This window comes from Bacillus sp. cl95 (assembly GCF_900115925.1).
GTDB lineage: Bacteria > Bacillota > Bacilli > Bacillales > Cytobacillaceae > Neobacillus_A.
Window position 1 is genome coordinate 552,884 of sequence record NZ_FOYF01000001.1, and the last position, 24,179, is coordinate 577,062.

Sequence of the window (24,179 nt, forward strand, 5' to 3'; positions counted from 1 at the left end):
TCTTATTTACTTGTTTCAGCTAATTTTTTCTTCTTTGCTACACGCTCACGTTCGTTCTTATCAAGAATCTTCTTACGTAAACGGATAGATTCTGGTGTTACTTCACAATACTCATCATCATTTAGATATTCTAAAGATTCTTCAAGCGTCATGATGCGCGGCTTCTTGATAACAGAAGTTTGATCTTTATTTGCAGAACGGATATTTGTCGCTTGTTTTACTTTAGCGATGTTTACAGTAATGTCATTTTCACGAGTGTGCTCGCCAACGATCATACCTTCATAAATTTCAGTTCCAGGCTCAACAAAGATTGTTCCACGGTCTTCAACACCCATAATACCATAAGTAGATGCTTTACCTGATTCCATAGAAACAAGTACACCTTGACGTCTTCCACCAACTTGCCCTTGAGCCATTGGCTGATAGCTGTCAAATGTGTGGTTGATGATTCCGTAACCACGCGTCATTGTTAAGAACTCTGTTGTATAACCAATCAAACCACGAGCAGGCACGTTAAAGATAAGGCGAACTTGACCTGTACCGTTGTTGATCATGTCAATCATTTCACCTTTACGCGCACCAATTGATTCCATAACCGCACCAGTGTGCTCTTCTGGAACATCAATTTGAACTCTCTCAACCGGCTCACAACGAACTCCATCAACATCTCTTACGATAACTTCAGGTTTAGATACTTGAAGCTCATAACCTTCACGACGCATGTTTTCGATCAAGATAGACAAGTGAAGCTCTCCACGGCCTGAAACGATCCATGCATCAGGAGAATCAGTATTTTCTACACGTAAACTAACGTCGGTTTGTAATTGAGCACGTAATCTTTCTTCAATTTTTCTTGAAGTAAGATACTTACCTTCCCTACCTGCAAATGGACTGTTATTTACTAGGAAAGTCATTTGCAATGTAGGCTCATCAATTCTTAGGATTGGAAGTGCATCCTGGTGTTCGAAAGGACAAACTGTTTCTCCTACGTTGATGTCTTCCATACCGGAAACAGCGATCAAGTCTCCTGCTTTTGCTACTTCAATTTCTTGACGCTTTAGTCCGAAGAAACCAAAGATTTTAGATACACGGAATTGCTTTACAGAACCATCAAGTTTCATTAAAGCAACCTGTTGACCTACCTGCATAGTACCACGGAATACGCGTCCAATTCCGATTCTTCCTACATAATCATTGTAGTCAAGAAGTGCTACTTGGAATTGAAGAGGCTCTTCACTGTTATCAACTGGTGCTGGAATATGTTCAACAATTGCATCGTATAATGATTGCATGTTTTCATCCTGTTGTTCAGGATTTGTACTTGCAGTCCCATTAATAGCTGACGCGTAAATAACAGGGAACTCAAGTTGTTCTTCTGTTGCATCAAGTTCGATGAATAAGTCGATTACTTCATCGATTACTTCTGCTGGACGAGCAAAATCACGGTCAATCTTATTAACTACAACGATCGGAGTTAAGTTTTGTTCTAATGCTTTCTTAAGAACGAAACGAGTCTGTGGCATACAACCTTCATATGCATCAACAACAAGAAGAACACCATCAACCATTTTCATGATACGTTCTACTTCTCCACCAAAGTCAGCATGTCCCGGTGTATCCAAGATATTAATTCTCTTATCTTTATATTGGATAGCTGTATTCTTCGCTAAAATCGTAATTCCACGTTCTCTTTCTAGATCGTTTGAATCCATTGCACGTTCTTCAACGTGTTCGTTTGTACGGAAAGTACCAGATTGTTTTAACAATTGGTCAACCAAAGTCGTTTTACCATGGTCAACGTGGGCAATAATAGCGATATTGCGTAAATCTTCTCTAAGTTTCAAAAAATTCCACTCCTACCTGTTATCTTAAATACATATAGTATTTGTATTTTCTTTCACAACTAAAACATTATACCACACTTAAGGTAGAAACCTAGAATCATTTTCTGTACAATGATTTTATCGAGTAGTTAAAGGGGAGTTTGTCGTCATGAAAAACATAAAGTGGCCGTTTTTAGGATTTGCGATTTTGGCAGCTGCAAGCATAATGGGGATTGGTATAGCTATCGGAGAAAGAAGTATTTGGGGTGCTCTCATAAGTGTAATTACACTTATTTTTGTAATGGGAATGGGCTTTAAGACAAAGAAGAAATATCGTGAAAATGGTCTGCTTTAGACAGATTTTTATCTTCATGCATAGAAATGATCGCTAAATTCATTCATAAAAAAAAGGAACTTTGACAAGTTAGTCAGGTTCCTTTTTTGATTACCATTTTCCATCATTCAAATATTCCTTTAAAATAGTTGGATGTAAACCAGGCTTTGCTACAAATAGAGATTGTTTTGCAAGTAAGTTCAAGTCTCCACCCTTTAATGTCGTGGCTACGCCTCCTACTTCCTGGACAATAATGACCCCTGCCGCAATATCCCAAGGTGCCAGCCTCATAGACATGTACGAATCTATTCTTCCTGTTGCAACAAATACCATTTCTAGAGCAGCAGATCCATAGGACCTCGTTCCTCTTACATCTCTGACAAGACGCCCTAACAAGCCGGGATCTATCTTGCTATTTTCCGTTACCCAAGTTGCATTCAACGCGATAACAGCTTCCTTGACAGCCACTTCTTCTAATGTAGGAAGAGGACGATCGTTAAGAAAAGCACCAGCACCTCGTTTGGCATGATACAATTCATCATGAACGACATCGTAAATTAAACCGATTTCTCCTACTCCATCCCAATAAATAGCAAGGGAAATGGCAAAGTTCCTTTGTTGATGGATAAAATTCATTGTCCCATCAATTGGATCAATGATCCAAACTACGCCGTCGAGACTTTCAATCTTATCTCCAAACCCTTCTTCACCTAAGATTTTATGATCTGGAAAAGATTCTTTTATTTTTTTTATAAAAAATTTTTCAGTTTCTTGATCGATATTCGTTACAAGATCATTAGGATTTGATTTTGTCTGGACGTTTAGAGTTTGCGGAAATGACATTTTAATAAAAGAGCCCGCTTCCTTAACCCATTGCTTAGCCAACTGATCTATATGGTCCCAGTCCATTTCCAATTCCTCCAAATTGATTATTGTGTAATCATTTCATATCTATGTATTTGTTTAGTGTGCTTGGTATCTATATAGTATAATCTATCCCCTTCAAGCCAACCAAATATTTACTTCTTATTTTTGATTATTTCCTTTAAATAAATAACGAACCCCTCATTCATGATGGAGTTCGTCTCAAAGTTTTATTTTTAGGATTAGAATGATCATTGCCAATTTTTTTCTCCTTATGACAACTATATAATGATGATGAATTTTATAGAGCTTTTAACCGTAGCAGTTCTTGACGAATTTTTTCTAATCTAATTTTACATACATTTTTCTTATTCTCATTATTTTCTGTCATCGCTTCAAACAAAGTTGCCAATTCATAATCAAGTTCTAATTTCAGTACAGCCATTCTTTCTTTTTCTATGCCCTTTTTACGAGTGGAATTCATTAACTGTTTCATTATAAGCACCCCTTCCAACAATTTGTGGATCCTTCAAATTAAATTATCAGATTATTTTTACTTTTATAGTATGAACCTCATGTTCAAGTTGCAACTAAATTGTGCTTTAACCTATAAGCCTTTTCTTTTTTAAATTCAACTTATTATGCTAAAATCATTCTCAGAACTTTATTTATAAAAGTATTTTGTTGGAGGTTTTTATGAATTTTAGCGGCTTTAGTGAAAAAGACTTCGATGTTTTTAAAATAGATGGCCTTGCACCAAGAATGGATGCTTTAATCGAAAATATTAGACCAAAGCTGGAAGCGCTCGGTGAGCACTTTGCACCTACATTAGCCAATTTAACCGGCAATGAAATGTTTCCTCATGTTGCAAAACATGCACGCCGGACCACGAACCCTCCAAATGATACGTGGGTAGCATTTGCCAATAACCGTCGTGGATATAAAATGCTTCCTCACTTCCAAATCGGCATGTGGGAAACCCACCTTTTCATTTGGTTTGCCGTTATTTACGAAGCGCCAAATAAACAAAATATCGGAAAAACATTTCAACAGCATATTGATAAAATCTATCAGGAGATCCCAGGTCATTTCGTTTGGTCCATTGATCATATGAAACCTGAGGCAACTGAACATCAACAATTGTCGAAAGAGGAATTAGCCGGTTTCTTCGAGCGACTTCAAACGGTCAAAAAATCTGAATTATTGTGTGGTTATCACATAGATCGAGATGAAGTTGTGAAGATGGGCCCATCTCAATTACTTTCAGAGATTGATCATGTGTTTAAAAAATTATTACCCCTTTATAAAATGTCATAAACCTATCCTTTCTGTCTTAAACTACTCACCACTTAACACCCTTTCGCGTGGTTTGAAGCGGGAGTCTTCTGTCGGAAAACGATAGAAACCTGGTAAAGAGGATTTAAGAATTGATTTCTAAAAAGCGAAGGGCATGGTTGCAGACTGCAACCATGCCCTTCGCTTTTTATATTGTTTCATTCTACCTACATCTTTATCTTTTTTCCTGCTTCACTTTCTTTTACCTTCTTTATTGCACGATAAGCAGAATAACCGCTCATTTCCTCAAACTCTCCACAAAGCTTTTTTTCCTCGGATTTACCGGGAACAATTTCTTTAAATCTCCTGTAAATGTCAAGCAACTCTTCGCGTACAATTCCTTTTTCATAAACTCGTTCTATAGCTTCATAAAAATGAATGACATCAACAATCTCATCAGTTGTCCAGCTATAATCAATTGGGTATTGATACTCCACGTATAATTCACCTGCTTTTAAAATGTATATACCATTTTACAAACACACAAGGAAATAAGCAACATCAATTCCATTTATTACGTATTCCCTCAGCTTCATCAATCATCCTAATAAATAATTCTGAAACATAAGGTACATCTCTAATAAGACCCATAACCTGCCCTGCCCAAGCGAAGCCTCCTGACATTTCCCCCTCGTAGATGTAACGCTTATTCGCTTCACCACTTATCAGGTCTTTAAGGTGTTCGTAAGTTCCTCCTTGTTTCTCAATATCAATAATACGGTCGGTCCATTCATTGGATATGGCTCTGGCTGGCGACCCTAATGACTTTTTGATCACAACGGTGTCAGACTCTGTTCCTGTAACAAGCTTATTTTTATAGCTTTCAGCAGCGTGTAAACACTCTTTTGTCGCAATAAATCTTGTCCCCATTTCAATTCCCTCTGCCCCAAGGCTAAGAGCAGCCATCAATCCCCTGCCATCTCCTATACCACCTGAAGCAATTACAGGTATGGATACCGAATCTACTACTGTAGGAATTAGGACCATAGTTCCTATATCATCTCTCCCTAGATGACCGCCTCCCTCTTGACCAACAACCATAACTGCATCCGCACCTAACTCCTCTGCCTTTATGGCTTGTCTTCGCGCTGCTACCAAGACTAGTTTCTTGATTAGCGTGCCTTTTAAAGCATCAAGGATAGGTGCAGGATTCCCACCTGTCATGGAAATAACAGGTACTTTTTCATCGATTGCAACTTGGAGAAAATCTTCATATGACCTTCCGTGTTGTCCAATTGCAAAATTGACTCCAAATGGATTGTTTGTTAGGTTCTTCACCTTTTCTATCTCATCCTTTAATAGGTCCGGGGATTTTAATGACATTGCCGTAATCTGACCAAGTCCACCAGCATTAGAGACTGCTGCAGCAAGGTCAGAATAAGCAAGATGAGCTAAGCCGCCCTGAACGATTGGATATTTTATGTTCAGTAGTTCTGTAACCCGTGTGTTCCAATTCATTTGAATGTTTCACTCCTTCACTTTCCTTTATCTTCTTATTTCGATTCCATAGATTAATTTCCTTCTTCCCGTCAAAAACTAAGAAAATGTTCTTATTAAAATCAAATGATTGTTGCTATGCAAACAGGGGTAATAGTGCTATAATTCATTTGTTTTATGTTTTTAAAATACAAGCAAATGATTATTTATGACTTAAAGAGGTGTGGAAAAAAATTGTCTCAATATGAAACACCGTTATTTAGCGGTCTATTAGCACATGCAGAAAAAAATCCAGTACAATTTCATATCCCTGGCCATAAAAAAGGCAGCGGTATTGATCCAGAATTCAGAGAATTTATCGGCGATAACGCCCTTTCCATAGACTTAATTAACATTGGGCCTTTGGATGACCTACACAGTCCAAAGGGGATTATTAAACAGGCGCAAGATTTGGCCGCCGAAGCTTTCGGTGCAGATCATACATTTTTCTCCGTTCAAGGTACAAGTGGTGCGATTATGACAATGGTTATGGCGGTATGCGGACCTGGAGATAAGATCATTGTTCCGAGAAATGTTCATAAATCGGTAATGTCAGCAATTGTTTTTTCTGGAGCCGTCCCGGTTTTCATTCATCCTGATATTGATGAAGATCTTGGAATTTCTCATGGCATAACAACAGATGCTGTATCTAAAGCTCTTGAGCAGCACCCAGATGCAAAAGGTGTTCTTGTCATTAATCCTACTTACTTTGGCATTTCGGCTGATTTGAAGAAAATCGTTGAAATTGCTCATTCCTACAATGTACCGGTTTTAGTTGATGAGGCTCACGGCGTTCACATCCATTTCCATGAGGATCTACCTCTTTCAGCTATGCAAGCTGGTGCAGATTTGGCGGCTACAAGCGTTCATAAACTTGGTGGATCAATGACTCAAAGTTCCATTCTAAATATGAAAGAAGGCTTAGTTTCTGCCAATCGAGTTCAAACGATATTAAGTATGCTAACAACAACTTCAACTTCTTATCTACTCTTAGCTTCACTAGATGTAGCACGTAAGAGACTTGCCACAGAAGGTCGTGAATTAGTCGATAAAACGATTAAATTGGCTCAATCGATCCGTAGAAGGATCAACGAAATCGATCATATCTCTTGTGTTGGAGAAGAAATCTTAGGGACGAAGGCGACTTTTGACTTTGATCCTACAAAATTAATCATTTCTGTAAAAGAATTAGGATTAAACGGATTCTATGTAGAAAAATGGCTAAGGGAAAAGCATAACATCGAGGTGGAAATGTCAGACTTGTATAACATCCTCTGCATCATCACACCTGGTGATACAGAAAGAGAAGGCGACCTTTTAGTAGCTGCTCTTATGGACCTAGCAGACGAAGTGGACCATCGTACTGAAAAAGTTGACCCCCCTCAGGTAATGTTACCTGATATCCCATTGCTCGCTCTGACGCCTAGAGATGCTTTCTACGCAGAAACGGAAGTCGTTCCATTTGAAGAATCCGAAGGAAGAATCATCGCAGAGTTCATAATGGTTTATCCTCCGGGCATCCCTATCTTCATTCCTGGCGAAATCATTACGAAAGAAAATTTATCTTATATCAAGAAAAATTTAGAAGTAGGGCTTCCTGTCCAAGGTCCTGAAGATGATGAAATTAAAACACTAAGAGTAATCAAAGAATATAAAGCAATTCGCTAAAAAAAACAGGATTCCCTAAAGGGAGTCCTGTTTCATATTTGTATATTTACATAATTAGTTAATCTCTTCTTCTGAATGTTCTTCGTGACAACATTGTCCTTTTGAATATAAAACCGTGACTTTCTCATCTTCAAAATGATCAATAGTAGAGTTACAAGCTTGGCATACAATTGTACCCATCTTTTCAATCCCCTTTTCAATTAGTAATGATCAAAAATTTGAAAGCGCTTTAATCTCTATAAATATATAATAATATAACACATTTGTTTTTTCAAGCCCAAATTGTATATACTAATTAAATTTTACCCTCAATATGTATAACCTATTATGAATGTTATTATAAAAAAAATGCCAAGCACAAGTCCTTCTTGCTATCATTTAGACATAGATAAGCAAGGAGGAGTGCAAGGCATTTAAGTTTCCATCTTAGTCATATTGTGTCTCAAATGGCATATTAGGCAATATTTCCATAAAAAATTCAACAAGATCTGCAGCTTGTTCCTTCGTTTGTATACGAAAGACACTCTGTAGATGATCAATATCTTCAATGTCTTTATTATCAAGGAGTGTGGAACGGCCGGTCTGCATACATACGACGAGTGGTTTACCAAAAAACATATTTGTATAAACAATCCCAAAATCATATCGAGTATGTTCTGTAGTAAATCCAATAAAACGGACTTTTACATTTTCATGTTCGTCATATAATTTTTCAAATAGATCCATAGTTCTCCTCCTTTGAATTGTTTGAATATTATTATAATTCACTCGAGTATTACAGTGCAAGAAAAGTGAGTATTTCATTTTGATTACGGTTGTCATTATATTTTATTCAATGCTAGAATAAATAAGAACAGAAACTGGGTGTAATAGGGGGAAACGTCGGTGGCAGAAAACGCATACATAAAATTAGTGCCTTCATCTGGCAAACAAGATATCTCAGTGGAAGAACTCAAAGAGCTATTTCACTATTATAAAGACATAACAGCTAAAACTGGGGAACAGTTGGATTGGAAATTTGATAACGCTGCATTCCCATATGAAATAAAAGAAACTGAAGAAGGTAAAGGAAATTGGTTTTATCTTCATTCCAACCATGACCGATATTTCGCTATCCTCATTGGTGTAGACAAAGAAATGATTATCGATGAGAGTGGTGAATCCCTGGAACAGTCATATGTACAAATTACACTGCCTGAGCAATCCACTTTTGGGGACAAAGGAAAGGCAAATGAATTTTGTAAATATCTCGCAAAAAAATTACAAGGCGAATTACATTTATTTAATGGAAGAATCATGTATTTCTATCCTAGAAAATAATATCTATCCTGGAACAGCACGAGAAGCTGTTCTTTCATTTTGTTGTCGGAGGTCCATTCATGATAAAAAAACGCTTTTTCTATACTCTTATAATTAGTCTGGTAATCACACTCCTCTCACCATATTACTTTTCGAGTTACTTTGAGAAAAAACCAGACACTCTTGAACAAAACGTCAATTTCGGAGGTCCTTTTCCCTTTTTAAATCAAAAAGTGGATTTACCCTCTAACGAACAATCATACCCATTAGAAATAAACTTTTCTTCTCCAATCAAAAAAGATACTGATGTGAAGCCATTTATGTTTTTGTTATCTTTGTCTACTTTCTTTGCGCTTTTCTTTTCATTTTATACTATTATCATCCGATTCTTTACAAAAGACGACCGTCCTAAATAGGATGGCCGTCTTTTTTGTTTTAGTTTGTAAACATATACATAGAGATATGAAAACTTCCATAAACGATCAGGCTAAATAGGGTCACAAACATGGTCGTTCGAACAGATTTCGTTATGGTATGCCCAATGAAACACGCAATATACGTAAAAACCAGAAACATCATTACGTTGTAAATAGGATGATCATGCTTCGAAAGCCATTCGATCAATGTATAGGCACTCCATATGATTAGCTGAAGAAGTACAACCATATAAATTTTCAATCTCCATCACCGTCCAATAGTAAACTTCCTTTTCCAATAGAAAAAACTGCTTATTTATCTATATGTACATGGTGTAAGAGATATTTTTCATTTGTATATCATTTATATGACAAGCCAATTTTTTGGAATTTAACATGATAAGATATGTAAGACTTAAATACGTTGGTGTTTCTTATGCTTAATAGAATCTAAAATCAAAAAAGCGAGGCAACACGATGAAAGTATTGACTTCTTTTTTTATTCTCTCTGTAGTCTTTCTTAACTCCTCATGCACACATCAAGTACAAAGAAATAATATTTTAGACGATAATGACTCCCAACTACTTCTTTTCTTTTCTGATGAATCACACTATGAAAAGGAAAATGAATATTATGATGCAATTATAGAGCTGAAGAACCAATATCCAGAAGAAATGTCGAGGTTAAAAGTGATTACTAGTGACCAAGAAGAGGATTATTATGAAGCTTTTGGTATCGACCATTCTCCCGCCCTAATCATCATTGAGCAAAACAAAGTAGTGGTACATATAAAGGGCCAAAGTTCAAAAGATCAAATCGTTCAGTCTGTTTCAAATATTTTAGTTCAAGGTGATGAATACGCGGAAAATCTCGAATGAAATCCTGAATAATCCATACAAATAAAAAACCTTTTCCATTTACGGAAAAGGTTTTTTGTGAGCTTATTTTATAATGTGAATTGGACTACCAATTGCAACTTCCGCTGCTTCCATTGTGATTTCGCCTAATGTAGGATGTGCATGGATTGTCATAGCTAAGTCTTCAGCAGTCATACCTGCTTCAATAGCAAGACCTAATTCTGCAATCATATCAGAAGCGCTTGCACCTGCAATTTGTCCTCCGATTACAAGTCCATCTTCTTTACGAGTTACTAATTTTAGGAACCCATCAGTGTTATTTAATGCTAAAGCACGACCGTTTGCAGCAAATGGGAACTTAGCAGTTGTAACTTCGATTCCTTCTTCTTTAGCTTGTTGCTCAGTGTAACCTACTGAAGCAAGTTCTGGATCAGAGAATACTACTGCAGGAATAGCTAAGTAATCAATTTCTGCTGGGTGACCTGAAATAGCTTCAGCAGCGATTTTACCTTCATAAGAAGCTTTGTGAGCCAATGGCGGTCCTTCGACAATATCACCGATAGCGTAGATGTTACTTACACTTGTACGGCATTGTTTGTCGATCTCAATAACACCACGATCAGACATTTTCACACCAACTTGCTCTAACCCAAGCTCATCAGTATTTGGTTTACGTCCAACCATTACGAATACGTAATCAGCTTCGACACTTTTAGCTTCGCCTTTTACTTCATAATTTACAACAACGCTATTTTCATTTTCCTCAACACCTTTAGCAAGTGCCTTAGTGATGATTTCAGCGCCTTTTTTCTTTAGATTACGACTAACAAGAGAAGACATTTGTTTTTCAAAACCGTTAAGGATTTCGTCCCCGCCTTCAAGAATTGTAACCTTTGTACCAAAGCTTGCGTATGCTCCACCAAGTTCGGTTCCAATATAACCGCCACCAATAACAACGATGCTTTGTGGAACTTCTTGAAGTGCTAACGCACCTGTTGAATCTAGAACTCGCTTTGTGTACTTGAATGCTGGTAATTCAATCGGACGAGAGCCTGTAGCGATAATCGCATTCTTAAAAGTATAAGTTTGAGCAGAGTTTTCGTCCATTACTCTTAATGTGTTAGCATCTACAAAATAAGCTTCTCCGCGAACGATATCTACCTTATTTCCTTTTAGTAGACCTTCAACACCGCCAGTCAACTTGTTAACTACGCTCATTTTCCATTCTTGGACCTTTGAGAAGTCAACTTTTACATTGTCAGCTGTGATACCCATAGCTTCTGAATGCTTAGCAGTCTCAAAGCGGTGTCCAGCAGCAATAAGTGCTTTAGACGGGATACAACCTACATTTAGGCAAACTCCACCAAGAGTTCCTTTTTCAACAATCGTTACCTTTTGACCTAACTGTGAAGCTCTAATCGCTGCAACATATCCGCCAGGTCCGGCACCAATGACTATAGTATCTGTTTCAATTGGGAAATCTCCAACTACCATTTATTACGCCTCCATTAACAATAGTTCTGGATCGTTCAACAAGCGTTTGATGTGATTAAGTGCATTTTGCGCAGTAGCTCCATCAATCATACGGTGATCAAAGCTTAATGATAATGCAAGTACAGGTGCTGCAACAATTTCACCATCTCTTACAATTGGCTTTTCAGCAATACGGCCAATACCAAGTATAGCTACTTCAGGGTGGTTAATAACTGGTGTAAACCATTGTCCACCTGCAGAACCGATGTTAGAAATCGTGCAAGAAGCACCTTTCATTTCATCTGGAGCTAATTTTCCGTCACGAGCCTTGACGGCAAGCTCATTGATTTCATTTGAAATACTAAATACAGATTTGCGGTCAGCATCCTTTACAACTGGAACTAAAAGACCTTTCTCTGTATCAGCAGCAATACCAATATTATAGTAATGCTTATGAACGATTTCTCCAGCAGCATCGTCAAGCGATGTATTTAAAGCCGGATATTCGCGAAGTGCACTTGTTAATGCTTTTACCACATAAGGAAGGAATGTAAGCTTGATTCCTTTCTTAGCAGCAACTTCTTTGAAGTTCTTACGATGTGCAACTAGTTTAGTTACATCGATTTCATCCATCAAAGTTACATGTGGTGCTGTATGCTTAGAGTTAACCATAGCTTTCGCGATTGCTTTGCGGATACCGCTCATTTTTTCGCGAGTTTCTGGATATTGTCCTTGTGGAACTGCCGCTGCTGTAGGTGCTGCTTTTGTTTCAGCTGCTTTAGGAGCTCCTACAGTTTCAGTTGCTGCTGTCGTAGATGTTGCAGGTGCCGTTGCCCCACCAGTTAAGAATGCATCGATATCAGTTTTCACAACACGGCCATTTGTACCTGAACCTGCTACTTGACGAATATCAATGCCTTTTTCACGAGCATATTTACGTACAGACGGCATGGCAATTACACGACGATTAGGGTCTACTTCTACTTGAGGTTGAGCCCCAGCGCCTGTTGAAGTTGCAGGTGTTTCAGAAGCAACAGCCTCTTTCTTGATGTCTTGTCCAGCTTCAAGAGTAGATTGAACTTGTGCTTCAGTCTTCTCCTCTTGTTTTGGAGCTTCATCCTCATGATCACCTTTGAATTTAAGATTCTCATATCCAGGAGCATCAAATGAAATTAAAGTTTGACCAACTGTTGCAATAGTACCTTCTTCGATTAATACATCTAGAACCGTTCCAGCTACTGGAGAAGGGATTTCTACAACTGCTTTATCGTTTTGAACTTCACACAATACATCATCTTCTTGGACTTTATCGCCTGCTTTTACAAACCACTTGACGATTTCGCCTTCGTGAATACCTTCACCGATGTCAGGCATTTTAAATTGAAATGACAATTCGATTCATCCTCCTATTGTACAATCTCGTATAAAAAACTCGGGAAGATCTAAATCTTCCCCATCATATTCTTAAGGCTCTGTTAAACTTGCCTGTTGATTTCGTCCCAGTCAACAAAGTGTCAATTCAACAATGAGCAATAATAGAGCTATTAATTAAAATGATAAAACTTTTTTAGCCGTTTCAATAACATCCTTATAGTTTGGAAGCCAAACTGTTTCTGCTTGAGAAAACGCGAATACAGTATCTGGTGCTGCAACACGCAATACAGGTGCTTCAAGACTTAAAATGGCACGGTCATTAATTTCAGCTACTACGTTTGCTGCGATACCAGCTTGTTTTTGTGCCTCTTGAACAACAATCGCACGTCCTGTTTTTTCAACAGAAGCAATAATTGTATCGATATCAAGTGGACTTACAGTACGAAGGTCAACTACTTCTACAGAGTGCCCTTCTTTTTCTAGCTCTTCAGCCGCTTTTAATGATTCTTGAACCATTGCACCGTAAGTGATGATAGAAAGGTCTGTACCTTCACGCTTAACATCTGCAACACCAAGCGGAATTGTGTACTCTTCTTCAGGTACTTCTTGTCTGAATGAACGATATAATTTCATATGCTCAAGGAAAATGACTGGGTCATTGTCACGAATAGCAGAAATCAATAATCCCTTTGCATCGTATGGAGTTGAAGGAATGACTACTTTAACACCAGGAGATTGAGCCATTAAGCCTTCTAAGCTATCAGCATGCATTTCAGGTGTATGAACGCCTCCACCAAATGGAGAACGGATTGTAACTGGAGCAGTATAACGACCACCAGAACGGTAACGCATACGAGCTAATTGACCAGAGATAGAATCCATTACTTCGAACACGAATCCGAAGAATTGAATCTCAGGAACTGGGCGGAATCCTTGTAAGCCAAGGCCGACAGCCAAACCGCCGATACCAGATTCAGCAAGTGGCGTATCAAATACGCGGTCCTCGCCAAATTCTTGTTGAAGTCCTTCCGTTGCACGGAATACTCCTCCGTTTACGCCAACGTCTTCTCCGAAAAGTAGAACATTCGGATCGTTGCGCAGTTCTGTGCGTAACGCATCAGTAATAGCTTGGATCATAGTCATTTGAGCCATGGCTTACTTCGACTCCTTTTCTTTGTAGATTTCATATTGTTCTTTTAAGTTATAAGGCATTTCTTCGTACATAATGGAAATTAAGTCAGTTACTTTTTGCTTAGGAGCATCATCTGCTTTCTTGATAGCGTCCTTAATGTCTTCTTTTGCCTTCTCGATTACTGCGTTTTCTTTCTCTTCGTTCCAAATTCCTTTTGTTTCTAAGAATTTACGGAATCTTACAAGTGGATCTTTCTTTTCCCACTCATTATCTAGGTCACTTGTACGGTAACGAGTTGGGTCGTCCCCTGCCATTGTATGTGGACCGTAACGGTAAGTCATTGTTTCAATCAAAGTAGGACCTTCGCCATTAACAGCACGCTCACGAGCATCACGAACAGCTACATATACAGCCAATGGATCCATTCCATCGACTTGAATTCCAGGGATACCTGCAGCAACAGCTTTTTGAGCTACAGTTTTTGCAGCTGACTGCTTTTCAACAGGAGTTGAAATCGCAAAACGGTTGTTTTGAACGATGAAGATTGCTGGAGCTTTAAATGCACCTGCGAAGTTAATACCTTCGTAGAAATCACCTTGAGATGCCCCGCCATCACCAGTGTAAGTAATCGCCACAGATTTTGCACCGCGCTTCTTCATACCTAAAGCCACACCAGCAGCTTGGATGTATTGAGCACCGATGATGATTTGTGGAGAAATTACATTAACACCCTCAGGAATCTGATTTCCTTGGAAGTGACCACGTGAGAACAAGAATGCTTGATATAAAGGTAGACCGTGCCAAATCATTTGTGGAACATCACGATAGCCAGGGAGAATGAAGTCTTCTTTCTCCAGAGCAAATTGAGATGCAAGCTGTGAAGCTTCTTGTCCAGCAGTTGGAGCATAGAAACCTAAGCGACCTTGACGGTTTAAAGAAATTGAACGTTGGTCAAGAATACGAGTATAAACCATACGCTCCATTAGTTCTTGAAGTTGAGCATCGCTTAATTCTGGCATTGCAGCCTCATTTACGACTTCCCCTTCTTCATTTAGGATTTGGAACATTTGAAACTGTTCTTCTACTGTTTCGAGCGATTTTTTCGCATCGAATTTTTGTGCCTTCTTTGTATTAGAAGCCATTTAAGTCACCTTTCCTTTCTTTGAAAAGACAATAATTTAAAAGAGCTAAGTATACTAACTTAGAATACCCAAATTGAAAACATTTTAGAAAAATTACGGGAATACTTATTCCAGAAATTTCTTTCTAGCGCATACAACTTTCAAAAGTTGTGATATGAGATTACATTAAATGTCGTTTTTCTGATAAGTGGACACGCCTCATATAGTTTTCCACATAAACGAGAACAAAAACGTTGAATTTACCTTTTTATCCTCGAAGTATTCTGTATTAGTCAAAAACACAATAAGTATTAATACAACTTTCTTCCACAAAGATGAGTTTACCCCATTGCTAATACTTACGTCAATCACTATGTTTTATAATTTAATAAGTTAAGTAACTTGTTAATCAGAACCCAAGAATTTTTATACTGTATTAATAAAATATGACACACTGTACTACAAACAACTAAAAATTCATGAAGTTGTTATATATTAAAAAAAATCGATCTAAATGATCGATTTTTTAATATGCTTTATTTTTCTATTTTGAATCCTGCGACTTTGTAAAATACCGTCTTTTGTTCATTGTATTTTTTAGTCAGTTCATTAAATTCTTCATTAGATGCAAAGATTTCATTATAAGATGCGTTCAATTTATTCACTTGGTCTTCTAGCCTATCTATAGAAAGATCTTTAACCTTGAACATCTGATAAAGTTCACGATCATAACTAAGTGATTTCATATAATCTTCGTATAAGGCATCATGTGCCTCATATCTTTTCTGCATGATATCGAAAAGCATATCTGCTTCTTTTTTCACCTTTGGATCCTCTAATTCCTTAATGAGAGCCTTTATCTTCTTGAATTCTTTTTTTGAAGCAATAATACTTTTTTGCTCCTTATTCATTAGTTCTTCTCTTTCATCAAGTAATTTAAGGGCCTCGTCTGAAAGTTTATTAATTTGTTTTTGTTCCTTCATTCCCAGTGTGATGATCTTATCGTATAGTACCTTTTCTTGTTTTTCTAGTGACATCAGTGGAGTTTGTTGCTCTTCAAAGATTTTTTCTTTGACCACTACTTTTTCTAGCACTTCATAAATCTCTTCTGCCGTCTGTTTCTGCATCAAGCATCCTGACAAAATAATAATAAGAACAATTGCAATAGAGATGATACGTTTCATTGATTTATGCAAGACTTTTGCCTCCCTTGAGTGATAACGTTTTAACTATATCGATTAACGTTTATTTTGACAATAACGTTAAAGGTATACGAAAATCTCAATACAATAGCTTGTCTACATTAGTATGCAAAAGAGATCTAAATATTCCAAAGGGATTAAACTTACGATTATTTAAAAACAAGCGTGTTAACTTTTAAGGAATTGTCTGATAGACTATTTGCATACATTTGTAAAAAGTAGAGAACAGGAGTGAAAGAAGATGTTAACGATGGAAGATATCATCCGAGACGGCCATCCCACTCTTCGTGAAGTAGCTGCAGAAGTACCTATGCCGCCATCAGAAGAAGATAAGAAAGTACTAACTGATCTATTGGATTATGTAAAGAACAGTCAAAATCCAGAAATCGCTGCACAATACGGACTGCGAGCTGGGATCGGTCTGGCAGCGCCACAAATAAATGTTTCAAAGAAAATGATGGCTGTACATGTATATGATGAAAAAAACACATTATATAGCTATGCATTGTTCAACCCAAAAATTATCAGTCATTCTGTTGAAAGGTCCTATCTAACTTCAGGTGAAGGATGCCTTTCAGTCGATGAATCTATTCCTGGCTTTGTTCCACGATACGCCCGTATAACCGTTAAGGCAAAGGATTTAGATGGAAACGACATTCAACTTCGCTTAAAAGGTCTTCCTGCAATTGTGTTCCAACATGAGATTGACCACTTGAATGGTGTCATGTTTTATGACCATATTAATAAGGAAGATCCATTTAGACCGATAGAAAATGCAATAGCCATCGAAAGATAAAAGAAAATCCTGCCATTCCGAGAACGGAAGGCAGGATTTTTTTAGATAGGCTCTTTTCATAAACTTTGTTGTTTTCACAAGCAAAAGTAAAAATCGGCTTCTTGATTTTTACGACTTATTATGAATTCTTAGTTCAGAACCTTCTCGAAAAGAGCCCCGAAGCCAAAAAGAATGCGAGATGAAAGTAATATCCGAAAAGCAACAATCAATGCGAAAACAGCTTTTAGATAAGCCCAAGTTTTTTCAGCCCGTGCCAAATTCCATCTTCGGCTACATCATTCGTGACCATATTTGCTATAGCTATTGCCTCAGCTACACCGTTCCCCATTGCAACACCGGTTCCGACCGTTTTTAGCATTTCCAGATCGTTTAAACCATCACCAAAAGCATAAACATTACTCATGTCAAACCCTAATCTCTCAACCATTTTCTTTATACCTTCTGCCTTCGATCCCCCTGCGGGCAAAATATCTACAGATACCGGATGCCAGCGGATTAAGTGAAAATCAGGATATGTATCGGAGTATTCCTTTTCTGCCCCTTCTCCACAGAAAAGTAGGGTTTGATAGATTTTTCTATCCTTATAATAAAATTTATCTTCATCTGGATGAGTGAAATTCAAACTCCCCAAGCTACTCTCTATATGTTCATGATGTTTAACAGATGACTTCATCGTCTTCTCGTTCATAAAAATAAGAGGATGCTCATTCTTGTCAGCATGCTCTAGAAGTTTTTCTAAATCCTTTTCCATCAATGGATTTTCGTAAAGGACCTCATTTTCAAATACTACATATTGTCCATTGAAGCTAACGAAAGATTCTATTTCGAGTTCCTTGCGAAGGCTTTCAAACATGAATGGTGCTCTTCCGGTAGCAATAGCCACATAAACACCATTTTTCTTTAATTCTAATATAGCTTCCTTTGCACTTGATGGCAGATTCTTTTCGTGATCTAACAATGTTCCATCAATATCAAAAAAAACAATTTTGGACATAAAAAACTCCCCTTATGCTATGTAATCTAAGCTGCAACTTTTTTCACAGATTTTGTTTTGTATGAGGCAACATATACACCTATAAATATAATAGATAACCCAATGAGCATGTATAAATGTATAGATTCTTCAAGGAGGGCTGCTCCCCAAATGACGGCAGAGACTGGAACTAAGTATGTCACAAGAGATGCGAACTCAGGACTTCCCTTTTGAACAAGATAATAGTATAAAAGATAAGCAATACCCGATCCGAATGCACCTAATCCTAAAAATCTTAATAAGATTGAAGCATTTGCAAACAATGTTAAAGACTCAGGTTCACGTCCTAAGACTATGCCCAAGCTCATTAAGCTCGATAAGGCCAATGTAAGAAAAGATATTTCCATTACACTCAATGACTTTAAGTGTTTTTTCGTCAACTGAGCGGCGAAACCGTAGCAAAATGTAGCCGATGACATAAGGAAGACACCAAGGGTACTTCCATTAATGAGATCATCAAAGTGTATATCTGATAAGATGAATATCCCAATAAAGCCAATAAAAATACCAGCCCATTGTTTCAACTCTAAAATGGAAGAGAAAAAGAAAAAGCCAATGAGTATGGTCCAAATAGGAGTTGTTGCATTTATAATCGATGCCAGACTCGAAGATATCATGGTTTCACTTAGAGAAATGAGTGACCAAGGTATGACATTATTAAGCAGTGCCACAAAAATGATGCTTTTCCATGGTACGCTCTTCAGATTCAAGCGTTTCTTTTGAACAATGATGATTGCTCCAAGCAATATTGCTCCAAAAATACTTCGACCAAAAACAACAGCTGCTGGACCCATATCCTCCAAAAGTAACTTAATAAATAGAAAGGAAGTTCCCCAAATAAGACTCAAGCCAATTAATGCCGTATACAATCTCCCCATAATATTCCCCTTTCCCTACCACTTCCTAGCAAATAAAACACTAAACCTCCCATCGTCAATTGTCAATTCAGCAAATGACACATAATTCCCATCATTATCCATGAAAATAAGTGTTTTTTCGTCATATAATATAAGTAAAAAGAACCGTTTACAAGGTAAATGTTTCACTTATCTTTCATCTCAGCTTTACATTGGACAAGGATGGTATAAAATAAGAAGTAAGGAGATGATCCACTATGTTGAAGAAGCTTAAAGAAAAGCTCTTAAAACAGTGGAACGATCTGTTACGAAAAAAAACGATTGCATGATATTTCGGGCCCTTCAAACTTGCGGAGGGCTCCTTCCTTATTGTAAATTGTTTATCAGTCCTTCTTTTACGTATTTTTCAATTAAATAATTCTTCCCGGAAATTCCCGCGAAAAGAAAATACATGAAAAAGATGTTAAACTTTTATATAATAGAAAAAGTTAAATGTGGAGTAAGGAGCGAATAATGATGATTTTTAAAGTTTATTTCCAAGAAAGCAAATTACAAGTACCTGTACGTGAAAACACAAAAACTGTATACGTGGAAGCGGAATCAGAAAAGGATGTTAGAAACAAACTTGCTGATCGCAACTATAATATTGAATTTGTAACTTCGGTAACAGGAAATTTTCTTGAGTATGAACAAACTAATGAAGACTTTAAAGTATTGGAGATTTGATAATTTATGAAATTTGTTAAAAATGACCAAACAGCTGTTTTTGCACTGGGCGGTCTCGGCGAGATTGGAAAAAATACGTACGCCGTTCAATTTCAAGACGAAATCATTCTGATTGACGCTGGAATTAAGTTTCCTGAAGACGAACTATTAGGAATTGACTACGTTATTCCTGACTATACGTATTTGGTTAAAAATGAAGATAAAATTAAAGGTTTATTTGTTACACATGGTCATGAAGACCATATTGGTGGTATTCCATACTTACTTAAACAAGTGAACATTCCAATTTATGGCGGCAAATTAGCGCTTGGATTGATTAAGAATAAACTTGAAGAACACGGATTATTAAGATCTACAAAACTGATTGAGATAAAAGAAGACGATATCATTAAGTTTAGAAAAACATCTGTCACTTTCTTCAGAACTACTCACAGTATTCCAGATTCTTACGGAATCGTCGTGAAAACTCCTCCAGGTCAAGTTGTCCACACAGGAGATTTCAAGTTTGACTTCACTCCTGTTGGTGAGCCGGCAAACTTAACAAAAATGGCTGAGATCGGTAAAGAAGGCGTATTATGCTTGTTATCTGACAGCACGAATAGTGAAGTCCCTAATTTCACAATGTCAGAGCGTCGTGTTGGCGAAAGCATTCAAGATGTTTTTAGAAAAGTAGATGGTCGTATCATCTTCGCTACTTTTGCATCGAACATCCACAGACTTCAACAAGTTGTCGAAGCTGCTGTAATGCATGGTAGAAAAGTTGCTGTATTTGGCCGAAGCATGGAAGCAGCCATTAATATTGGACTAGAGCTAGGCTATATTACTGCACCTAAAGAGACATTTATTGAAGCACAACAAATTAATCGTTTACCAGCTAACAAGGTAACCATCCTTTGTACAGGAAGCCAGGGAGAGCCGATGGCAGCACTTTCACGTATTGCTAACGGAACTCACCGTCAAATTCAGATTATTCCTGGTGACACGGTAGTATTCTCTTCCTCACCTATTCCTGGTAATACAATCAGTGTAAGCCGTACAATCAACATGCTTTTCAAAGCAGGTGCTGAAGTTATTCATGGTTCATTAAGTGATATCCATACTTCAGGACACGGCGGGCAGGAAGAACAAAAATTAATGCTTCGTCTAATAAAGCCTAAATTCTTTATGCCAATTCATGGTGAATACCGCATGCAAAGAATGCACGCAAAACTTGCCGTTGACTGTGGTGTTCCGGAAGAAAATTGTTTCATTATGGATAATGGTGAGGTCCTTGCCCTATCTGATGATACTGGACAAGTTGCTGGAAAAATCCCTTCTGGAAATGTTTATATCGATGGAAGCGGTATCGGCGATATCGGAAATATCGTCCTACGTGATCGCAGAATCTTATCAGAAGAAGGACTAGTTGTAGTTGTCGTCAGCATCAACATGAAAGACTTCAAGATTTCTGCAGGTCCAGATATCATCTCAAGAGGCTTCGTCTACATGAGAGAGTCAGGCGATTTGATCAATGACGCCCAAAGCCTCATTACAAAACATTTGAATAAAGTAATGGAACGCCGTACAACACAATGGTCTGAAATCAAGAACGAGATCACTGATACATTGTCCCCTTTCCTTTACGAAAAAACTAAGCGTCGTCCAATGATTCTTCCTATTATCATGGAAGTTTAATTAGAAAAGAATAATTTCAAAAGCTCCAGTATCCCAATAGGATCTGGAGCTTTTGTTTTGAAAAAAGATCTTTTTGTAAAAAAGCTATGTTAATGGATCGTGTTGAATTTCGAAATATTGGAAGGGAAATCCATATTTTCTTGGAGTTCCTTTGTTCCATTAAAGTTCCACTTTAATATAGTAAATCAATTTATTATTGTCAGTAAAAATATTGAGTACGGTGTAACTAAGAGTATCGCGGTATATAAACCTGGTGTATATGTTCTTAGCATTATTGTCTGTAAAATATGTAGGACATTGTGAAATAAAATGAATACTAAGAAAGAAGTGTATAAGTGGATACTCCAAGTTTGATGTAAATTAAAAATAGTAATTACTGTGATAAGTGACATAACCATAAAGATTACCACATCTCTCTTGGCAAATGAATATGAATTAACGTTCCAAAAACTCCAAATCCTTTGATTAATCCAAGTGTTTCTTTCACTTAATTTACTTTTGTTGTTATTTGCCCAATGCTCAACAGAAATAATTTCTTCAAAATCGTGGAGCATAAATATAATTACAAATAACCATATTGCATTGGTAACATCTAAAAATACCATATAATTTCTCCTATCTATTTTGAAGGCTTCATCTTCAAGTATCCTGCGCTTAAACGGAATACACTTTGTTGCTAATTTGGTAAATTCTGATAATTCGAGTGTATCATAGGTCGCATTCGTTGAGAAACGAAAACAATAAACAATCATCTTGGAGTACAGAAAACAAGTCTCGTCCATTTCCACGAAACTTGGTCAAAGTTCATCTCATTAATGGAAGAAAGGGGCTTGTGCCTCCAATTGAACAAAGGAATTATTTAACCTAGCCATAAAAAAAGAAGCCATTATGGCTTCATCGCTTATTTTATCCCATGACCTTCCTCTCGAATCGGTTGATGTCTACATCTGCTCCAATTACGATTAATAGATCCTTTGTATGGATGATCTCATTTGCTTGCGGAGAAACGATGATTTCACTTCCCCTTTTTATTGCAACGATATTAATTCCGTATTTTGCACGAATGTCGAGACCTATAATTGAATTTCCATCGAGCTTTTCGCTAGCAACGATTTCGACAATGCTGTGTTCATCAGAAAGTTCAAGGTAATCAAGGACATTATTGGAAACGATATTATGGGCAATTCTTTTTCCCATATCACGTTCAGGATGCACTACTTGGTCTGCACCTATCTTACGCAAAACCTTCTCATGATAGTCGTTCTGAGCTTTTACAGTTATATGATTTACACCTAATTCCTTTAAAATTAACGTTGTTAAGATACTTGACTGGATATCATCACCGATTGCAACAATAACATGGTCAACATTACGTATTCCAAGACCTTTTAATACCGTTTCATCCGTAGTATCACCAACCACTGCATGCGAGGCAATCATGGCAAACTCATTGACTCTATCTTCGTCTTTATCAATTGCCATTACTTCCATGCCTTGTTCTGCCAAAGCGCGGCAAATACTGCCGCCAAAGCGCCCTAGTCCTATTACGGCAAATTCTTTTTTCACAGAAATTCCTCCAGGTATATATGTTAAAAGAGCATGAGTATATCTTAACATATTTATTAAAAAACCATTACTTTAAAAAAGTATGATTAATCTCTCAAATAATTAAGATTCTTAAGAAGGTGTTTTGTAATTCCTCTTTCTTTTCTTAATGAAGAGATAAACAACTATCACAATCAATGTGAAAACAATTATAACTGGCAAATTCCCGACAAAAAATACGACTATGCCGGAAATAAAAGAAATCAACCAATTTAAGCTCGTGACAAACTGTTTTTTCGTCCGTTCCCATGTATTTAGTTCCTTATTATCTAATTTTGGAACGGTTAGTTCATTCTCAAAAAACGTTATCGTGATGGTAGAAAAAGCAGTTTGATTCTTCAAGTAATTCATCTTACCAACGATTTGTTCAATTTCTTCTTGTACCGTTGCCAAATCTGAAGAGATTTGCAAAAGATCCTCTGTTTTTTCTGCCGTCTTCATAAAGTCTAATAATCTTGCTTCAACAACCCGTTTTGATTTGAGCCTTGATTCGAGATCGACAAATTCCTCAGTGACGTCTTTACCATTGACATTTCGTTGCAATATTTCCGCTGCTTCCCCCTCAACAGCATTTAGGAATTCTTGAAAATATTCGTTTGGTATCCTTATGGTCATTGTCCCACTTACCGTTTCTTCTTCCTTAACAACATCAGACTCTACCAAATACCCACTATATTTCTTCGTCATCTGCTCAAAAGATGTTAAGGTGCCTGCAAAGTTTTTCACACGAAGATGAAGCTGTGCTTCATAAATGACCATACGGTTATTTACATTGGCTTGCTCTATAGAGGTTTCTTCTTTTTTTGATGATTCCTCACTCATAGCTACTGAGTCGCTTGTGTTGGCCTTTGACTCACCACTATCATCTTTCATGATCGAATCGGAGCTTCTCCCTTCAGTCTTACTTCCGCTATTGTCAACACTACTGCAAGCGGTAATAAAGAAAAGCAATAATATAAGATTGACCATTCGCTTTATGAACCTCATTCACCTTCACGCTCCCATTCGTGGCTATATACATATCGACGAATATTGAAATGAAAAGGTTACTCTTGAAAAAGTCTAACATTAACTTTTTTGTAGAAGACAAAAAAACTGACCAATTTTATTGGC

Annotated in this window: 27 protein-coding genes; 9 read left to right on the forward strand and 18 right to left on the reverse strand. The window is 37.2% G+C overall.

Features of this window, described 5'->3' with window-relative positions:
- Positions 1-2: 2 nt before the first annotated feature.
- Positions 3-1,844 (reverse strand): translational GTPase TypA, encoded by a 1,842-nt coding sequence (gene typA / locus BMZ31_RS02770; protein WP_090830196.1) that lies wholly within the window; start codon positions 1,842-1,844, stop codon positions 3-5.
- Between the two features lie 148 nt (positions 1,845-1,992).
- Between typA and BMZ31_RS02775 the strand changes: the two genes are divergently transcribed.
- Positions 1,993-2,178, forward strand: coding sequence for a YlaF family protein (locus tag BMZ31_RS02775; RefSeq protein ID WP_090830197.1), 186 nt, complete (start codon positions 1,993-1,995; stop codon positions 2,176-2,178).
- A gap of 90 nt (positions 2,179-2,268) precedes the next feature.
- Here the strand turns inward: BMZ31_RS02775 and BMZ31_RS02780 are convergent, their stop codons facing one another.
- Both BMZ31_RS02780 and BMZ31_RS02785 read right to left on the reverse strand, forming a co-directional pair.
- On the reverse strand, positions 2,269-3,066 hold the full coding sequence (locus tag BMZ31_RS02780) for an inositol monophosphatase family protein (RefSeq protein ID WP_090830198.1): 798 nt from the start codon (positions 3,064-3,066) through the stop codon (positions 2,269-2,271).
- Between the two features lie 256 nt (positions 3,067-3,322).
- On the reverse strand, positions 3,323-3,517 hold the full coding sequence (locus tag BMZ31_RS02785; RefSeq protein WP_090830199.1) for a hypothetical protein: 195 nt from the start codon (positions 3,515-3,517) through the stop codon (positions 3,323-3,325).
- Positions 3,518-3,717: 200 nt separating this feature from the next.
- Here BMZ31_RS02785 and BMZ31_RS02790 point away from each other — a divergent pair, with 200 nt between their 5' ends.
- Positions 3,718-4,338: a DUF1054 domain-containing protein gene (locus tag BMZ31_RS02790; RefSeq protein ID WP_090830200.1), complete on the forward strand. Its 621-nt coding sequence runs from the start codon at positions 3,718-3,720 to the stop codon at positions 4,336-4,338.
- 185 nt (positions 4,339-4,523) lie between these two features.
- Here BMZ31_RS02790 and BMZ31_RS02795 read toward each other — a convergent pair whose 3' ends face one another.
- The gene (locus tag BMZ31_RS02795) at positions 4,524-4,793 is read right to left on the reverse strand and encodes a UPF0223 family protein (protein ID WP_090830201.1); all 270 of its coding nucleotides are present in this window, start codon (positions 4,791-4,793) and stop codon (positions 4,524-4,526) included.
- A gap of 64 nt (positions 4,794-4,857) precedes the next feature.
- Positions 4,858-5,814: an NAD(P)H-dependent flavin oxidoreductase gene (locus tag BMZ31_RS02800; protein ID WP_090830202.1), complete on the reverse strand. Its 957-nt coding sequence runs from the start codon at positions 5,812-5,814 to the stop codon at positions 4,858-4,860.
- A gap of 213 nt (positions 5,815-6,027) precedes the next feature.
- On the opposite strand from BMZ31_RS02800, the gene BMZ31_RS02805 reads away from it, so the two are divergent.
- Positions 6,028-7,500: an aminotransferase class I/II-fold pyridoxal phosphate-dependent enzyme gene (locus BMZ31_RS02805; RefSeq protein WP_090830668.1), complete on the forward strand. Its 1,473-nt coding sequence runs from the start codon at positions 6,028-6,030 to the stop codon at positions 7,498-7,500.
- Between the two features lie 54 nt (positions 7,501-7,554).
- Here BMZ31_RS02805 and BMZ31_RS02810 read toward each other — a convergent pair whose 3' ends face one another.
- Positions 7,555-7,680, reverse strand: coding sequence for a GapA-binding peptide SR1P (locus BMZ31_RS02810; RefSeq protein WP_090830203.1), 126 nt, complete (start codon positions 7,678-7,680; stop codon positions 7,555-7,557).
- Positions 7,681-7,926: 246 nt separating this feature from the next.
- Complete coding sequence (locus tag BMZ31_RS02815) at positions 7,927-8,226, reverse strand: DUF3055 domain-containing protein (protein WP_090830204.1); 300 nt, start codon at positions 8,224-8,226, stop codon at positions 7,927-7,929.
- Positions 8,227-8,385: 159 nt separating this feature from the next.
- Here BMZ31_RS02815 and BMZ31_RS02820 point away from each other — a divergent pair, with 159 nt between their 5' ends.
- Positions 8,386-8,820, forward strand: coding sequence for a DUF1885 family protein (locus tag BMZ31_RS02820; RefSeq protein ID WP_090830205.1), 435 nt, complete (start codon positions 8,386-8,388; stop codon positions 8,818-8,820).
- A gap of 59 nt (positions 8,821-8,879) precedes the next feature.
- Positions 8,880-9,215 carry a hypothetical protein gene (locus tag BMZ31_RS02825; protein WP_090830206.1) on the forward strand — a complete coding sequence of 112 codons (336 nt, stop codon included), beginning with the start codon at positions 8,880-8,882 and terminating at the stop codon, positions 9,213-9,215.
- Between the two features lie 19 nt (positions 9,216-9,234).
- Here the strand turns inward: BMZ31_RS02825 and BMZ31_RS02830 are convergent, their stop codons facing one another.
- The gene (locus BMZ31_RS02830; protein WP_090830207.1) at positions 9,235-9,477 is read right to left on the reverse strand and encodes a hypothetical protein; all 243 of its coding nucleotides are present in this window, start codon (positions 9,475-9,477) and stop codon (positions 9,235-9,237) included.
- A 215-nt stretch (positions 9,478-9,692) separates the two neighbouring features.
- On the opposite strand from BMZ31_RS02830, the gene BMZ31_RS02835 reads away from it, so the two are divergent.
- The gene (locus BMZ31_RS02835; protein ID WP_090830208.1) at positions 9,693-10,094 is read left to right on the forward strand and encodes a hypothetical protein; all 402 of its coding nucleotides are present in this window, start codon (positions 9,693-9,695) and stop codon (positions 10,092-10,094) included.
- Positions 10,095-10,157: 63 nt separating this feature from the next.
- On the opposite strand, the gene lpdA is transcribed toward BMZ31_RS02835, so the two are convergent.
- From lpdA to BMZ31_RS02860, 5 genes are all read right to left on the reverse strand, one after another.
- Positions 10,158-11,567, reverse strand: a complete 1,410-nt coding sequence (lpdA, locus tag BMZ31_RS02840) for a dihydrolipoyl dehydrogenase (protein WP_090830209.1) — start codon at positions 11,565-11,567, stop codon at positions 10,158-10,160.
- Between the two features lie 3 nt (positions 11,568-11,570).
- Complete coding sequence (locus tag BMZ31_RS02845; protein WP_090830210.1) at positions 11,571-12,938, reverse strand: dihydrolipoamide acetyltransferase family protein; 1,368 nt, start codon at positions 12,936-12,938, stop codon at positions 11,571-11,573.
- Between the two features lie 156 nt (positions 12,939-13,094).
- Entirely contained in the window at positions 13,095-14,072 is a 978-nt protein-coding gene (locus BMZ31_RS02850; RefSeq protein ID WP_090830211.1) for an alpha-ketoacid dehydrogenase subunit beta, read from the reverse strand.
- Positions 14,073-14,075: 3 nt separating this feature from the next.
- Positions 14,076-15,194, reverse strand: coding sequence for a pyruvate dehydrogenase (acetyl-transferring) E1 component subunit alpha (gene pdhA, locus BMZ31_RS02855; protein ID WP_090830212.1), 1,119 nt, complete (start codon positions 15,192-15,194; stop codon positions 14,076-14,078).
- Positions 15,195-15,709: 515 nt separating this feature from the next.
- Positions 15,710-16,369: a YkyA family protein gene (locus BMZ31_RS02860; protein WP_254778554.1), complete on the reverse strand. Its 660-nt coding sequence runs from the start codon at positions 16,367-16,369 to the stop codon at positions 15,710-15,712.
- Positions 16,370-16,616: 247 nt separating this feature from the next.
- Between BMZ31_RS02860 and def the strand changes: the two genes are divergently transcribed.
- Positions 16,617-17,171, forward strand: a complete 555-nt coding sequence (gene def / locus BMZ31_RS02865) for a peptide deformylase (RefSeq protein ID WP_090830213.1) — start codon at positions 16,617-16,619, stop codon at positions 17,169-17,171.
- 223 nt (positions 17,172-17,394) lie between these two features.
- Here def and BMZ31_RS02870 read toward each other — a convergent pair whose 3' ends face one another.
- On the reverse strand, positions 17,395-18,165 hold the full coding sequence (locus BMZ31_RS02870; RefSeq protein ID WP_090830214.1) for a Cof-type HAD-IIB family hydrolase: 771 nt from the start codon (positions 18,163-18,165) through the stop codon (positions 17,395-17,397).
- Positions 18,166-18,191: 26 nt separating this feature from the next.
- A complete protein-coding gene (locus tag BMZ31_RS02875; protein ID WP_090830215.1) occupies positions 18,192-19,082 on the reverse strand; it encodes a DMT family transporter in 891 nt (296 codons plus the stop codon).
- Between the two features lie 495 nt (positions 19,083-19,577).
- On the opposite strand from BMZ31_RS02875, the gene BMZ31_RS02880 reads away from it, so the two are divergent.
- The gene (locus tag BMZ31_RS02880; RefSeq protein WP_090830216.1) at positions 19,578-19,787 is read left to right on the forward strand and encodes a DNA-dependent RNA polymerase subunit epsilon; all 210 of its coding nucleotides are present in this window, start codon (positions 19,578-19,580) and stop codon (positions 19,785-19,787) included.
- A gap of 6 nt (positions 19,788-19,793) precedes the next feature.
- Positions 19,794-21,461 carry a ribonuclease J1 gene (gene rnjA / locus BMZ31_RS02885; protein ID WP_090830217.1) on the forward strand — a complete coding sequence of 556 codons (1,668 nt, stop codon included), beginning with the start codon at positions 19,794-19,796 and terminating at the stop codon, positions 21,459-21,461.
- Between the two features lie 185 nt (positions 21,462-21,646).
- On the opposite strand, the gene BMZ31_RS02890 is transcribed toward rnjA, so the two are convergent.
- From BMZ31_RS02890 to BMZ31_RS02900, 3 genes are all read right to left on the reverse strand, one after another.
- The gene (locus tag BMZ31_RS02890) at positions 21,647-22,243 is read right to left on the reverse strand and encodes an HXXEE domain-containing protein (protein ID WP_368086627.1); all 597 of its coding nucleotides are present in this window, start codon (positions 22,241-22,243) and stop codon (positions 21,647-21,649) included.
- Between the two features lie 124 nt (positions 22,244-22,367).
- Positions 22,368-23,027, reverse strand: coding sequence for a potassium channel family protein (locus BMZ31_RS02895; RefSeq protein ID WP_175477977.1), 660 nt, complete (start codon positions 23,025-23,027; stop codon positions 22,368-22,370).
- 111 nt (positions 23,028-23,138) lie between these two features.
- Positions 23,139-24,053, reverse strand: coding sequence for a DUF4349 domain-containing protein (locus BMZ31_RS02900; RefSeq protein WP_090830220.1), 915 nt, complete (start codon positions 24,051-24,053; stop codon positions 23,139-23,141).
- Between the last annotated feature and the right edge of the window lie 126 nt (positions 24,054-24,179).